13 protein-coding genes are annotated in these 13,012 nt (G+C 64.5%); 5 read left to right on the top strand and 8 right to left on the bottom strand.

Annotated features, from left to right (window positions below; all coding sequences use genetic code 11):
* The first annotated feature begins 39 nt into the window (after positions 1-39).
* Together LWC34_RS43225 and LWC34_RS43220 are read left to right on the top strand one after the other, a co-directional pair.
* Positions 40-1,092: a DUF2293 domain-containing protein gene (locus tag LWC34_RS43225; RefSeq protein WP_233731113.1), complete on the top strand. Its 1,053-nt coding sequence runs from the start codon at positions 40-42 to the stop codon at positions 1,090-1,092.
* Positions 1,093-1,104: 12 nt separating this feature from the next.
* Entirely contained in the window at positions 1,105-3,120 is a 2,016-nt protein-coding gene (locus LWC34_RS43220) for a prolyl oligopeptidase family serine peptidase (RefSeq protein WP_233731112.1), read from the top strand.
* Here the strand turns inward: LWC34_RS43220 and LWC34_RS43215 are convergent.
* The 4 genes from LWC34_RS43215 to LWC34_RS43200 all read right to left on the bottom strand — a co-directional run bounded on the left by LWC34_RS43215 (position 3,113) and on the right by LWC34_RS43200 (position 8,177).
* Positions 3,113-4,108, bottom strand: a complete 996-nt coding sequence (locus LWC34_RS43215) for a neutral zinc metallopeptidase (protein WP_233731111.1) — start codon at positions 4,106-4,108, stop codon at positions 3,113-3,115. The two genes, LWC34_RS43220 and LWC34_RS43215, sit on opposite strands and share 8 nt — an antisense overlap.
* 34 nt (positions 4,109-4,142) lie before the next feature.
* Positions 4,143-4,823, bottom strand: coding sequence for a SanA/YdcF family protein (locus LWC34_RS43210; RefSeq protein ID WP_233731110.1), 681 nt, complete (start codon positions 4,821-4,823; stop codon positions 4,143-4,145).
* 68 nt (positions 4,824-4,891) lie between these two features.
* Complete coding sequence (locus tag LWC34_RS43205; RefSeq protein WP_233731109.1) at positions 4,892-6,562, bottom strand: SdrD B-like domain-containing protein; 1,671 nt, start codon at positions 6,560-6,562, stop codon at positions 4,892-4,894.
* A gap of 367 nt (positions 6,563-6,929) precedes the next feature.
* Positions 6,930-8,177 (bottom strand): cytochrome P450, encoded by a 1,248-nt coding sequence (locus LWC34_RS43200; RefSeq protein WP_233731108.1) that lies wholly within the window; start codon positions 8,175-8,177, stop codon positions 6,930-6,932.
* Between the two features lie 88 nt (positions 8,178-8,265).
* Here LWC34_RS43200 and LWC34_RS43195 point away from each other — a divergent pair, with 88 nt between their 5' ends.
* Positions 8,266-8,511: a DUF2630 family protein gene (locus tag LWC34_RS43195; RefSeq protein ID WP_233731107.1), complete on the top strand. Its 246-nt coding sequence runs from the start codon at positions 8,266-8,268 to the stop codon at positions 8,509-8,511.
* Positions 8,512-8,781: 270 nt separating this feature from the next.
* On the opposite strand, the gene LWC34_RS43190 is transcribed toward LWC34_RS43195, so the two are convergent.
* Complete coding sequence (locus LWC34_RS43190) at positions 8,782-9,201, bottom strand: YciI family protein (protein WP_233731106.1); 420 nt, start codon at positions 9,199-9,201, stop codon at positions 8,782-8,784.
* 125 nt (positions 9,202-9,326) lie between these two features.
* On the opposite strand from LWC34_RS43190, the gene LWC34_RS43185 reads away from it, so the two are divergent.
* Positions 9,327-10,085 (top strand): TetR/AcrR family transcriptional regulator, encoded by a 759-nt coding sequence (locus LWC34_RS43185; RefSeq protein ID WP_233731105.1) that lies wholly within the window; start codon positions 9,327-9,329, stop codon positions 10,083-10,085.
* 43 nt (positions 10,086-10,128) lie between these two features.
* Here LWC34_RS43185 and LWC34_RS43180 read toward each other — a convergent pair whose 3' ends face one another.
* A complete protein-coding gene (locus LWC34_RS43180; RefSeq protein WP_233731104.1) occupies positions 10,129-10,335 on the bottom strand; it encodes a hypothetical protein in 207 nt (68 codons plus the stop codon).
* Positions 10,336-10,598: 263 nt separating this feature from the next.
* A complete protein-coding gene (locus tag LWC34_RS43175; protein ID WP_233731103.1) occupies positions 10,599-11,360 on the bottom strand; it encodes an MBL fold metallo-hydrolase in 762 nt (253 codons plus the stop codon).
* A 185-nt stretch (positions 11,361-11,545) separates the two neighbouring features.
* Between LWC34_RS43175 and LWC34_RS43170 the strand changes: the two genes are divergently transcribed.
* Positions 11,546-12,139, top strand: a complete 594-nt coding sequence (locus tag LWC34_RS43170; protein ID WP_233731102.1) for a TetR/AcrR family transcriptional regulator — start codon at positions 11,546-11,548, stop codon at positions 12,137-12,139.
* On the opposite strand, the gene LWC34_RS43165 is transcribed toward LWC34_RS43170, so the two are convergent.
* Complete coding sequence (locus tag LWC34_RS43165) at positions 12,116-12,943, bottom strand: urea carboxylase-associated family protein (protein WP_233731101.1); 828 nt, start codon at positions 12,941-12,943, stop codon at positions 12,116-12,118. The genes LWC34_RS43170 and LWC34_RS43165 overlap by 24 nt on opposite strands.
* Between the last annotated feature and the right edge of the window lie 69 nt (positions 12,944-13,012).

Raw genomic sequence — 13,012 nt, 5'->3', positions numbered from 1 at the left:
ATGGGACGGCACGCTACCGCCGTTATGGAGCCGCACACGATGGATTTTGAGCCGCGTTCGAAGCTGGAGCGCCGCGTCGCCGCCGCGGCCGAGCAGCAACTGGCCGAGTCGAAGATCGTCACGCCGATCGCGGTGTTCCACCGGCTCGGCTGGCTGCACAAGATCGAGCGCTGGGAACGTGAACAGGTCGACACGCTCGAAGCGATCGCGGCCGTCGGCCCGGACAAACTCACCGACGCACGGGAGATCCTTGAGCGCTGGGCCACCGCGAAGGGCCTGACGGTCGGCGAAAGCACTTACGTGTCAACCAATCGCGGGCGCAGGCCGCTGCGATTCACGCAGCGGCAGGACGAATCGGCCGAACGGGCGTACCGGATGCACTGGACATCGCCGGAGCTATCCGACAAACGGCGGGAAACCCTGACACGCAAGCAGAACACCGCGCCCGATCTGGTCGTGGTCATCCCGCAGAAGGACTGGACCTGCGTCGGCTGCAAGGACACCGGCCCGTACCTGATCATGGACAACACCGGCCCGCTCTGCCTGACGTGCGCGGACATGGATCACCTGATCCTGGTGCCGTCCGGCAACGCCACGATCACCCGCCGCGCGAAGAAGGCCAGCGGCCTGTCCGCGGTGGTCGTCGAGTTCGACTCGCGCCGCAAGCGATACCAGCGACGCGGCATCCTGGTCGAGGAATCCGCGCTGGAACAGGCAGAACAGTCGTGCCTGGCGGACGAGGAGGTCCGCCTGCGCCGACGTGAACGCGACCGGGAACGCCGGGCGAACGAAGACGTCGTGCTGATCGCGAAAATGGCCGAGTTGATCGGCACACTGTTTCCGCATTGCCCGCCGGACCGCGCCGAGGCGATCGCGCGGCACACCGGGCTACGTGGCAGCGGGCGTGTCGGGCGCTCGGCGGCCGGGCGGGCGTTGGACGAGGAAGCGATGACGCGGGCGGTGGTGGCATCGATTCGCCACGAGGACACCGAGTACGACGAATTGCTGATGTCCGGAGTGGACCGTGACGCGGCCAGGGACACTATCCGGTCCAAGATCGATTCGGTCCTCGCATCCTGGCGGGGTGACTGACACACTGGGTTCATGAGCGAGCACGACGACCCCTACCTCTGGCTGGAAGAGGTGACCGCGGACGACGCGATGGCGTGGGTCCGCGAGCGCAACGCGGAGACGGTCGCCGAGCTGACCGGCAGCGCCCGGTTCGCCGAGCTGCGCGACGAGATCCGCGCGGTGTTCGACGCCGACGACCGGATCCCGTACATCCGCCGCCGCGGTGAGTACCTCTACAACTTCTGGCAGACGCCCGAGAACCCGCGTGGGTTGTGGCGCCGGACCACGCTCGATCAGTACCGGCTCGCCGAACCCGACTGGGAACTATTGCTCGACGTTGATGCGTTGGGCGAAAGCGAAAGCGAGAACTGGGTGTGGGACGGCGCCGCCGTACTGCGTCCGGAGTATCGCCTCGCGCTGGTGAACTTGTCCCGTGGTGGCGCGGATGCCGCCGTGGTCCGTGAGTTCGACCTGGCGACGCGCGAGTTCGTGCCTGGCGGTTTCGAACTGCCGGAGGCCAAGAGCTTCCTGCGCTGGATCGACGCCGACCGGGTGTACGTGGGCACGGACTTCGGCCCCGACTCGATGACCTCGTCCGGATATCCCCGCATTGTCAAGGAATGGCGCCGCGGCACGCCGTTGTCCGAAGCCGTCACGGTGTTCGAGGGCAAGCCCGAGGACGTGTCGGTCTACGCCACACACGACCCGACTCCCGGCTACGAACGCGATTTCGTCGGCCGCAACATCGACTTCTACCGCTCGGAACGCTTTCTGCGCGGCGAATCCGGTGACCTGATCCGCATCGAGATCCCGGACGACGCCGAGATGGGCGTCGAGCGCGAGTGGCTGCTGATCACGCTGCGCTCAGCGTGGACCGTCGGCGACGCGGCCTATCCCGCGGGCACCCTGCTGGCCACCAAGTTCGATGATTTCCTTGCCGGTGCACGGGAATTCGACGTGCTGTTCGAGCCGGACGCGCACACTTCGCTGACCTACCACACGTGGACGAAGAACCACGTCATCATCAACACCCTGCACGACGTGCAGAGCCGTATCGAGGTGCTCACGCCCGGCCCGGACGGCTGGCAGCGCGCGCCTTTGGCCGGTGTGCCCGCGGGTGCGCTGTCCGAGATCACCGACACCGATCCGGACGTCAGCGACGAGTACTTCATGAACTCCAGTGGCTACACCGAACCCGCGACGCTGCGGCGTGGCACGGTCGACGGGGAGCCAGAGATCCTCAAGCAGGCGCCTGCCCGGTTCGACGCGTCCGGGATCGAGGTCCGCCAGCACTTCGCGACCTCGGCTGACGGCACCAAGATCCCGTATTTCGTGGTGGGCAAGGACGATCCGGCCGCGCGGCCGACCCTGCTGTCCGGGTACGGCGGGTTCGAGGTCTCGTTGACGCCCAGCTACCTCGGGCACGTTGGCCGGGCGTGGTTGGCGCGCGGCGGAACGTATGTCGTGGCCAACCTTCGCGGCGGCGGCGAGTACGGCCCGGACTGGCATTTCCAGGCGGTGAAAGAGAACCGGCACCTGGTGTACGAGGATTTCGCCGCGGTGGCGCAGGATCTGATCGACCGCGGCATCACAACGCCGGACCGGCTTGGCATTCAGGGCGGCAGCAACGGCGGTCTGCTGATGGGCGTCATGCTGACCCGCTACCCGCAGCTGTTCGGCGCGATCGTGTGCCAGGTTCCGTTGCTGGACATGAAGCGGTACCACGAGCTGCTGGCCGGCGCCTCCTGGATGGCGGAGTACGGCGATCCGCGTAAGCCCGAGGAATGGGCCTACATCGAGCCGTACTCGCCGTACCAGAACGTCAAGGCGGACGCGAAGTACCCGCCGGTGCTGTTCGCGACGTCCACAAGGGACGATCGGGTGCATCCGGGGCACGCCCGCAAGATGGTCGCTCGCATGCGCGAACACGGCCACGACGTGCGCTATTACGAGAACATCGAAGGCGGCCACGGCGCGGCCGCCGACAACGAGCAGCTGGCTTTCAAGTGGGGACTGGTGTTCGAGTTCCTCTGGGAGAAACTCAGCTGACTTCGCCGGACGGGGCCAGCCAGGTGTTGCAGGACGCGGTGTTGTTGTTCTTCACACCGGCTGTGCCCCACTGGATCTGATGTTTGACGCTGCCGTGCGTCTTGTCCGCGACCGAACTGCGGAACGCCGAGGACGCGGAGTTGCTCAGCGCCTTGGTGATCGAGCCACGCCCACCGGCGGCGCCGATGAACATCCCGGAGAAGCAGTCGGCCTGCAGCTCCATCCTGCGGGTCAGTTCCAAGTACTCCGGCGAGTCCTCGGCAAGGCCGATCATTTTCAGGCCCATCCCGTGGTTGATGCCGCTCATGGCCTGCACGTGGTGGCCATACTCGTGCGCGAGGACCATGATGTGGCCGCCCTGGTTGCTGCCCATGGACTCGGTGACCCGGTTGCGGGGCATGAAGATTCCCTTGTCCCTCGGGCAATAGAAGGCGACGGCCTCCTGCCTGGTCGGGGTGCCGCAGGTGCTCTTCGGCTCCTCGTCGACGTTGAGCTTCGGCGACTCGAAGACGTGATCGGACTGGGTCAGCAATGGCTTCCACGCCTCGTCGAGGCAGCCGATCATGGCCTGGTAGTAGGCCCGCAACTGGTCGGCCGAGCGCCCGAACGCAGGCAGCTTGCACGTGACCTGCGGCAGTTGCATGCCGGGGGCCAGCAGCGTGTTGGCCTCGGTGAGTTCCTGCCAGCGCGGCTTGTTCGACTTGCTGGTCGTCGGCGCGCTGGTGGTGGGCGCCTGCGCCGCGTTCGGTTTGTTGCCCACGGTCGGACCGGGTAACGGGGTTCCGGCGACCTCGGTGGTGAACTTGAGCCTGCCGGGCGCGCCAATCGCCAGCACCACCATGAGTACGAGACCGAGCACAGCGATCAAAGCCAGCGGCGAGTTGCGTCGCTGGCCGACACCCTGGATGGTCTCCGGCCGCGGCAACGGTTCCCACATTGACTCAGGCGGTTTCGCGTCCGCGGGCGGCGGACGCTCGTCCTCAGTCATCTCTCCCCCTCAGTTGTCCTGAGTAATCATGCCACTACCTGGTGCCCGATGACTGTGCCCCGACCAGGTCACGCACCGTCGCGTCCGGAGTGGACAGTACGGCCGGAGCGCGATGCCAGATCGCCTCAGGAACGGCAGCGACCGTCGCCAGCCACTCCCGGGCCCCGTTGGGAACGAGGCTGAAAACAGAACAGTCGCAGGTAGCAGCGACGCCGTCGGCCTGCATCCCCAGCGAGCGACACAACGCGACGGTCCGCGGCAGATGATAGGACTGCGTGACCACCAACGCGCGATCAATGCCGTAGACCTGAATCGCACGAGCGCATGTGTCGTACGTATCAAGGCCAAATGGATCGACCACGATCATCCTGGGGTCCACACCCCGCGCGGCAAGGTACGCGGCCATCGCCTTGGTCTCGTCGCCAGACGTGCCCCCAGCCGCACCGGACACGAGTACAGCTTTGACCTTGCCAGCCTTGACCAGATCAACGGTCGCATCCAGCCGCCCAGCCAGGAACGGCAACGGACGCTCATCCCGGATCCTGGCCCCGAGCACGATCGCAACCGGAGCACTCGGCGCATCCACCACATCGAACCGATGGCTGGCCGAAGCGGAATAAGACCAGATCAGGCTGCCACCGATGGCCACAGCGAGCACGCCCACGGTGATCAGCCCGAACCGGAGAGCATGGCGCCGCCAGCGCCGCTTGTCCATGACCCCATGTAACCAGAACCCGTCTGGCAAGCGCCGAAAGGCCTTGCCAGACGGGCGAAAAAGCTACCTCAGCTACGGCGCCGTTTCCTCGTGAACACCACCGCGCCGATCCCAACGAGAAGCACGGCAAGGCCGCCGATCGTCAATCCGATGACATTGGCGCCAGTCTTGGCCAGCGGCGTCGTGCCCGAGTTGTTGTTGCCAGGCGGAGCCTTGGGCATCGGTGCGGGCTCGTTGCCGTCCCCAGGCGCGGGCCCCGGCACCACTGGAATCAGGGTGCGTTCGCCAAACCCATCAGCGGCCACGACGAGGAACACGTTGGACTTCCACGGGCCTTTGAAGACCGGGATGTACCAGCCGGATTCGACGTTCTCGACCTTGTAGCTGCCATCGTCCTTGGTTGTCGTCGTCGCGACGACATTGCCGTTGAACGGATCGACCAACGAGACGCCGAGTCCCTTGATGCCCTCACCTTGGGGCTTGCCGTCGCCGTCGCGGTCCTCGAAGACGTAACCGCTGCCGTAGCCTTTCAGCGCGGCCACCTTGGCCAGCGTCAAGACCTTGGGGGCGCCTTCCTCGAACTGGCCGATCGCCTCGAACGCACAGTAGATGTGCACGACACCTCGGTCGTATGACCTGAGCGGCACGCTTCCCTCGACCGAGACTGTCTTGGTCTCTCCCGCCTTGACCTCGACACCACCCTCTGAACGCACCAGCTTGCCCCAGCGTTTGGGATCCCTCGAGCCCTCGAGGTGCGAGTCGGTGACCGAAGGCTCGTCGGGGTCTACGCCCGGGGCGCTGGTGTCCTCACAGTTCGCGACGACCCGAAGCGAGTCGTTCTTACCGTTGACCAGGGTGATCGTCAAATTGGCCTTGTCGCGCGCCTGGTATGGCCCCTCGTTGAACTTCGCGGTCACCTTGAGCACTTCACTCAACGGCCGAGTCGCGAAAAGTTGGACATCGGCGCCGGTCTTGGTGAGGTCGACTTGTTTGGGCGCGGTCACCCATCCGTCAGCCAACGGCGGCGCTGCCACTGTGTACTTGCCAACAGGCAGGTCATCGCGGCTGAACGCACCGCCAGGGCCGGTTGTCACCTCAACCGAGTTGTTCTGTGGGCCGCCCAGCTTCAAAACCACGCCGGAGACGCCTTCGTCTCCAGCGTCGTACTTCCCGTTGCCGTCCTGGTCCAAGAAGAAGCGCCCGGTGAGCGTGCCTGTCTCATGTGACACCACGACATCGACAGTTCGCTTGTCGTTGGCGGTATTGGTGTCGCCCAGCGCCGACAGGGTGAGCGTCAGCTTTTCAGTGGCTTTGATCGCTTGCGTGAACTTGACCGTGAGTTCGAAGTCCTTCGTCGACTGCGGGGCCAGCTTCAGACCGGGGTCGAGGCCCGTCCGCTTGGTGACCTCGATCTTCGCGTCGCCCGTCGCCGCGAGCTCGCCCTTCACCTCGGTGGCTTCGGCCTTACCGCGGTTGTTGATCTTGCCTGTGAGGACGAACTCGGCGCCGACGGGGTACTTGACGGTCGGCTCCTTCAGCTTCAGCTCCGCCAGCTCAAGGTCCGGTGCTTCGGCAGGCTCCGCCGGTTTCGCCGTCGGCTCGTCTGACTTCGTGTCCTTCGGCTGTCCCGCCTCCGGCGACGTCGGACTCGCGGAAGGCGACACCGAACCTGACGGTTCGTCCGTCGGGTCGGCGAAGGCCGGTGGAGAGCCGAGAATGAGCAACCCAGTGACAGCCACCGCGGCTGTGTGTCTGAGTCGACGCGTGTACAAGGAACACCCCCGTTGTCGGGGTCACCCCGGGGCGCTCAACGCCCCCCGACGTCCGTGCGAACCAACCCGGGTGTGACACCTTGGTGAAAAATGCATGAGAAGCTGCTGACCCAAAACCTATCGGGCCACGCAACCGCCTGCACCCTTTGCGGCAAAAATGTTACTTAGCGTCGTGTGACCCCGCTCCCTTGGCCTTGCTGGGGCTCAAATCGTCCCTGACGGCACCGACCGAAACGCCCAAAGACAACCAGTCTTCGTAGCGTTCCGGCGTCACCGTCAGGAACAATTTGATCTCCCAGCAAGGCGAAAGGGAGCGAGGCCACACGACGCTGCGCTATTTGAGCAACACCGGAAGCGCGTCGACGCCGTAAACGATCGAAACCTTGCGGAACTCCAGTTCGTCAGCGGACTTGGCCAGCCGCATCTTCGGGAATCGGCGCACCAGCGCGGGATACGCGGCCCGCAGCTCCATCTTCGCCAGCTCCGCGCCAATGCACCGGTGCACGCCGTAGCCGAAGGCGAGGTGCGAAGTCGGATCCCGGTGCGGATTCACGGTTTCCAAGCCGTCACCGAGCGCGTCATCCCGGTTGGCACCGCTCAACGAAGCGATGACCACGTCGCCCTTGCCGATGGTCACACCGGCGACTTCGATCTCCTCGCGGGCGAAGCGCGGGAACGCGACCTGCACGACCGTCAGGTACCGCAGGATCTCCTCGACGAACTTGTTGATGGCGTCGTCGTTGTCGTGGACGAGCTTGAAGGTTTCCTCATCCTGCAACAACACCAGCGCGCCGAGAGCGAGCATGCTCGCTGTGGTCTCGAACCCGCCGGTGAGCACGCCGTCGGCCAGCCCGGCCAGTTCCAGGTCGTCGATCTCGTCGCCGTGCTCTTTGATGATCATGCCGAGCAGGCCGTCGCCCGGGTCTTCGCGCTGCTTGCGAACCACTCCGAGGAGGTACTCCAGCGACTCGGAGATCGCGCCGAGTGACGCGTCCGCGCCGCTGAACAAGTCGAAGCGGGTCATCGCGAGGCGCTGGAAGTCGTCGCGGTCGTCGTACGGCACGCCCAACAGCTCGCAGATCACCAGCGACGGGATCGGCAGCGCGAACTCGGCGACGAGGTCGACCGGCCCGGCGGCCTTGTCCATGTTGTCGAGGCAGCCCTCGATGATCGCCTTGATTCCCGGGGTGAGCCGGGCAAGGCGGCGCATGGTGAATTCCGGCGTGAGCAGCTTGCGCAACCGCGTGTGCACGGGCGGGTCAGCGAAGCCGAGGCCGCCGGGGCTCTGCTGGACGCTGGTCGCGCCGGTGCCCATCAGGTGGGCGTAGTCATTGCTGAATGCCTTGGTGTTGCTCAGTACGGCCTTTGCTTCTTCGTAACCGCTGACCAACCACAAGTTCACTCCGAAAGGCATGGGCACTTTGCCGATCGGGGTGTCCTTGCGCATCTGCCCGAGATCGGGCACCGGATCGAGGCCGTTGCGCTTCAACGGCATCAACGCGGGCTCAGGAATGGGCATCTTGCCGAGGTCGAACCCCTTTTTCCGGGCACGGCTCAGGTAGATGCGTGCGAACCACGTCATGACGCGCGAGCGGAGACTCCCCACAGCAATGAGGCTAGGACAACCTTGCTGAGAAGCGGGAGCCGGGTGACCTGGTTAATCTCAAGTTGTGAACGAACGCGAAATCCTCAGCCAGATCCGTACCCTGGTTGATCAAGAACACGAACTGCGCACCCGCAGCGTGGCAGGCGAGATCGACTCCGACGAGGAGCACGCCAAGCTGAAGGCGCTGGAAGAATCCCTTGACCAGTGCTGGGACCTGCTACGCCAGCGCCGCGCGCGCAGCGGAGCAGGCGAGAACCCAGACGACGCCCAAGCCCGCCCGACCCAGCAAGTCGAGGGCTACCTGCAGTGAGAAAAACCCCATGAGTGGACGGTGGTCCCTGGACAGCGCCATCCAGGGGCCATGAAAATTTCGCCCGGCCGGTTATCCGGGTTTGCGGCTTGATAACCAACTCACGAGGCTTTTCGGTCCTTACCCGCCCGCCTGCGGTAACCCGCCATTGACGCGGCCATAGCCGCCAACGCTGGCCCGCATCCGTGATCTTCCGGTGCATGCCCACAGTGCCACATCCGCGGCCTTGCCTCACCGCAGCGCCCGGAGCGCAGCATCCGTCGCGCGGGCCTACTCTCCGGCGCGTGCTCGCAGCGCTGCGTCCTTCGCGCGGGCTTCCGGAGTGAACTCGTCGCCGAAGTCCTCAGCCTCGAAGATCTGCCGGATCTCGATCTCGCCGTGCCCGCCGTCGGTGTTGGGCACCTGCTTGACCCACTCGATGGCCTCTTGCAGCGAGCCGACCTCCCAGATCCAGTAGCCCGCGATGAGCTCCTTCGCCTCGGCGAACGGGCCGTCGATGACGGTGGTCTTCGTGCCGTCGAAGGTCACCCTGGCGCCGTTGGAGCTCGGGTGCAGGCCGTCGCCGCCGATCATGATCCCGGCCTTGACCAGCTTCTCGTTGAAGTCGGTCATCTCGGTGAGCGCCTGCGCGCTCGGCATGACCCCGTTCTCCATGTCCTCTGTCGCCCTGATCATGACCATGAACTTCATCGCGTGACCGCTCCCACCAGTTAAAATGTTGACCAGGCGTAAACTGTGTCCACTGGACGCTGCGTATGCTAGACACAGTTTCAAAGTGTCGACAAGCCCCACTATGTCCTAGGAAAGCGGGTGGCGTGGAACACGTCTTCGGTGACCAGACCGGCGTCGTCGAATTGCTGTGGGGCCTGAAAGAGCCGCCGAGTCGCGGCCCGAAGCCCACATTGAGCGTCGAACGCATCGCACGGGTCGCGATGGGTATCGCGGACAGCGAAGGCCTCGCCGCAGTCTCGATGCAGCGGGTGGCGAGCGAGCTCGAGTTCACCAAGATGGCGCTCTACCGATACGTGTCCGGCAAGTCCGATCTGCTCGCGGTCATGATCGAACTGGCTGTCGGCGACCCACCCGACCTGTACGAAGTGTCAGGCGGCTGGCGCGGAAGGCTCAACGAGTTCACCCGTCAGCTCGCGGTCGTGTGGCACCAGCACCCATGGTTGCCATGGGCCACACTCGGTGACCGCCCGATCGGCCCACGCGAGCTCGGCTGGATCGAGTCGGCAGTGAGCGCGTTGTCCGACACGGGCCTGACCGGTACAGAACAGCTCGACGCGGTGTTCATCCTCTTCGGCCTGATCCGAAACACGCAGTCGATGTCAACGGCAGGCACTCAACCCTGGGACTCGGACAAGAAGGTCACGCCGTTGATGCAGGAATTGCTGTATCGCTACGGCGATCGCTTCCCCGCGTTGACAGCGGCGACATCGAGCGTGACCGGCGCGTCACGCGACAACGGCCGCGAGTTCGGTGTGCGCCGTTATCTCGACGGCCTCGAAGCACTGATCAACCAGCGCGCTTCCGCGGGTGTACATCCGGAGGCAGACCGAAGGCCCGCCTGACCGCCTTCTGGCCAGGTACTCACCTGGCCAGAAGGCTTGGTTACTATCGGGTCTGATAGCCAACGCGCACGGCATCGCTGCCGCCGCAGTTGTACTTGGACCACGTGTTGGCCGCCGAAACCCATGGGCCGTAGTGCGGCGGAAACGCGGTACTACCGCAGTGGACGACGGCCCGAACCTGCGATCCCCCAGTGAGCACCCGGCACTTCGCCATGCCGGTGTTGTGCCGCACCGATGGCGGCGTGATCATCGTACCGGTGCTGCATCCCGAGGCGGCCGCGAAGCAGGCGTGCCCACGGACAGCACCCCGACGGCCAATGCCACCGACGAAGCGACAGTCAGAGCCCTCCCCCTGATACCTGAACGCATTGGTTGCCCATCCCCTCTCGACTCCCGTTGAGCCTTCACAACATAGGTAGCCTCGCTTGCGCTTTTCTTGCGGCCACAAAGGCAGTTCCCACGCACCACCCTCGCAAGGTTCCTCAATTCCATTGCTCTATAAGGGGTTCACACTCAACCGAGCTGAACCGGAACGCCTGGCTCGACTACCAAGACGTCGACGCCATACCGCTTGGCGGCCATATGGAGGTTCCCAATCGGATCATCGACCTCCACGTACGCAGGCTGCCCCTCGATGCCGTAGTGAATCGGAACCACTTGCCGCGCACCGAGAATCATCCCAGCCACGACGGCTTGCCCCGGCGTGAGCACCGCAGGCAACGGGCTCGCAGGCTGCCTGTGCGGAAAATTCACCGCGGCACCGTTGATCGGCAGGAAAGCGGCATCCAGCGGGCCACAGCGTTCGGCGATCTCCCACCAGTACCCATGAAAAACGGTGTCGCCGCCGTGAAAAACCCGCTTCCCGCCCGCCGCGACCACCCAGTTCACCTGAGGGTCACCGAGTCCATCCACCGACGGCACCGCGGTGATGTCGAACGGTCCGACCGTCACACATTCCCAGTCCCGCATGACTCGAACGGTGAGCGAACGCGCGGCGAAGTACATCTCCGCCTGCACGGTCCACGCGCTGTCGACTTCACGAGGCCGTAAGACGACTCCCCCATCGGCCAGGACTTCCTCGATCGCGGCCGGATCCGCGTGATCGCTGTGCAGATGCGTGCACAAGGCCGCGAGAGCTCCTGCCCGTGCAGGCAAGAGCGCGCCTTCCGGTAGCGCCGACCGCACCGGTTCAGCTCCGGTGACAAAGTCGATCACCAAGGTCGATCCGCCGGATTCGACTTCAAGTCCCGCCCAGCCGAGTCTGCGTACTCTCAACTTTCCACCTGCCTGGTCCGTCTCGAAACTTGCCGCTGCCAGTCCAGTTCCCAACTTCCCTGCACCAAGTCGGTCCGCAAGCTCCTTGCACCCACTCCAAAAATTTCTCGCCTTTTAGAGACCGATCGATCGGACTCTATAACACTTTATAGCGACCTGTCGATCGCTAAAGTAGAGTCGGCGGCATGTCGCCCCGCCGCTCAGCCGCCGAAGCCCAGCACACCAAGGACTCGATCCTGTCCACCGCGATGGACATCGCCTCGCTCGACGGCCTCGAAGGCGTGACCATCGGCAGGCTCGCCACCGAGTTGGCGATGAGCAAATCCGGTGTGCTCAACCACTTCAGCACCAAGCAAACGCTTCAACTCGCCGCCGTGCACCACGTGATCGCCGAGTTCCAGGAACGAGTGATCGAACCAGCGATGCGTCACCCAGCTGGCCTGGAACGACTGCTTGCGTTGTGCGACAACTGGTTCGACTACCTGGCGGACACCGGACTACCCGGCGGCTGCCTGCTCACGGCCGCGGCAACAGAGTTCGATGGCCGCGAAGGCGAAGTACATGACGCGGTGCTGAAATCCTGGCGCGACTGGCGGTCCTTTCTGCGCGCGGAAATCCACCGCGCGCAGCTGGACATCGACGCGGACCAAGCCGTGTTCGAGATCGTCTCATTTGGACCGGGCCTCAACCAGGCGCTGCAGCTGCACGGCGATCAAGCAGCCATCACCCACGCTAGGCGCGCGGTCCGCAGGACGCTAGGGCAGCCGGATTCCGTGTAGCCCTTGATATTTAGAGCTGACCGGCGGCCGCCAATCCTCCGTGAGTCCGGGATCGGGCCGATAAACCTCAACCGCGATCGGACGACAGACCTCGAGCGCATCCCGCGCGTCCGGCCCCCACAAAGGAACCGAAAGATCACCGGCCGGACATGTGGACAGCGCGCACAAAAGATCCTGCTCAGCGAAGAACTCGAAGAAATCCCCAGGCTTCGCGGGCGAAGCCTTCATGAAGTACTCGTCCTCGTCGTTCAACCCGGTGCACTGAAAGACATTCAGCACATCGTGCACATCGAACTCGGTCAGCCCAAACGGCAGGACCGCGCGGACAAGGTTGGAATGGCAGTGGAAATCGAAATCCTCGTCAGTCAGGATCCGGTTGACGTACGGATCACAACGTGACCCGAGCAAGTCGTGCACCCGCCCGCCTTCCTCGTCCACACCATAGGATTCGAGCGTGTCCTTCGTAATCGTCAGCAATGGCCGCAGATAAGGCAACGTCGACCAAAGCCGGTCGTATGTGGACACATGGGCGCTCTGCAGCTGACGCGACCGCGCCGCCCACAGCCGTTCACGCGGATTGTGCCTGTTCCATACGTTCAGATCGCCGACCTGCGGCCCAGCGGGCGTGATGATCAATCGGCACAGCAGGCCCGCTGGCACTTCCCACGCACGCCCCGAACGGATCGGGATCACGAACTCGTCGACCAGATCCCGCGGCCCGGTCGCGAGCCGGTCGTAGAAAGCACGATCGACGTCGATGACACTGCCAGGCTTCGGTTGGTAAGCGGCAGGTGGAAAACCCATGTGCGCTCCATCGTCAAGGGACTAGGCTCTGGCAGGATGCCTGTATTCGACCGGATCATTCAACGGATC

It is taken from the genome of Kibdelosporangium philippinense (assembly GCF_021390435.2).
Taxonomy (GTDB): Bacteria; Actinomycetota; Actinomycetes; order Mycobacteriales; family Pseudonocardiaceae; genus Kibdelosporangium; species Kibdelosporangium philippinense.
The sequence above is the reverse complement of the archived record's forward strand: the minus strand, read 5'-3'. Positions and strand labels throughout refer to the sequence as shown.

Excerpts from the sequence above, each read along its gene's own strand:
- LWC34_RS43225 (WP_233731113.1), top strand. The coding sequence starts at position 40 with ATGGATTTTGAGCCGCGTTCGAAGCTGGAGCGCCGCGTCGCCGCCGCG.
- LWC34_RS43220 (WP_233731112.1), top strand. The coding sequence starts at position 1,105 with ATGAGCGAGCACGACGACCCCTACCTCTGGCTGGAAGAGGTGACCGCG.
- LWC34_RS43215 (WP_233731111.1), bottom strand. The coding sequence starts at position 4,108 with ATGACTGAGGACGAGCGTCCGCCGCCCGCGGACGCGAAACCGCCTGAG.
- LWC34_RS43210 (WP_233731110.1), bottom strand. The coding sequence starts at position 4,823 with ATGGACAAGCGGCGCTGGCGGCGCCATGCTCTCCGGTTCGGGCTGATC.
- LWC34_RS43200 (WP_233731108.1), bottom strand. The coding sequence starts at position 8,177 with ATGACGTGGTTCGCACGCATCTACCTGAGCCGTGCCCGGAAAAAGGGG.
- LWC34_RS43190 (WP_233731106.1), bottom strand. The coding sequence starts at position 9,201 with ATGAAGTTCATGGTCATGATCAGGGCGACAGAGGACATGGAGAACGGG.
- LWC34_RS43180 (WP_233731104.1), bottom strand. The coding sequence starts at position 10,335 with ATGATCACGCCGCCATCGGTGCGGCACAACACCGGCATGGCGAAGTGC.
- LWC34_RS43170 (WP_233731102.1), top strand. The coding sequence starts at position 11,546 with ATGTCGCCCCGCCGCTCAGCCGCCGAAGCCCAGCACACCAAGGACTCG.
- LWC34_RS43165 (WP_233731101.1), bottom strand. The coding sequence starts at position 12,943 with ATGGGTTTTCCACCTGCCGCTTACCAACCGAAGCCTGGCAGTGTCATC.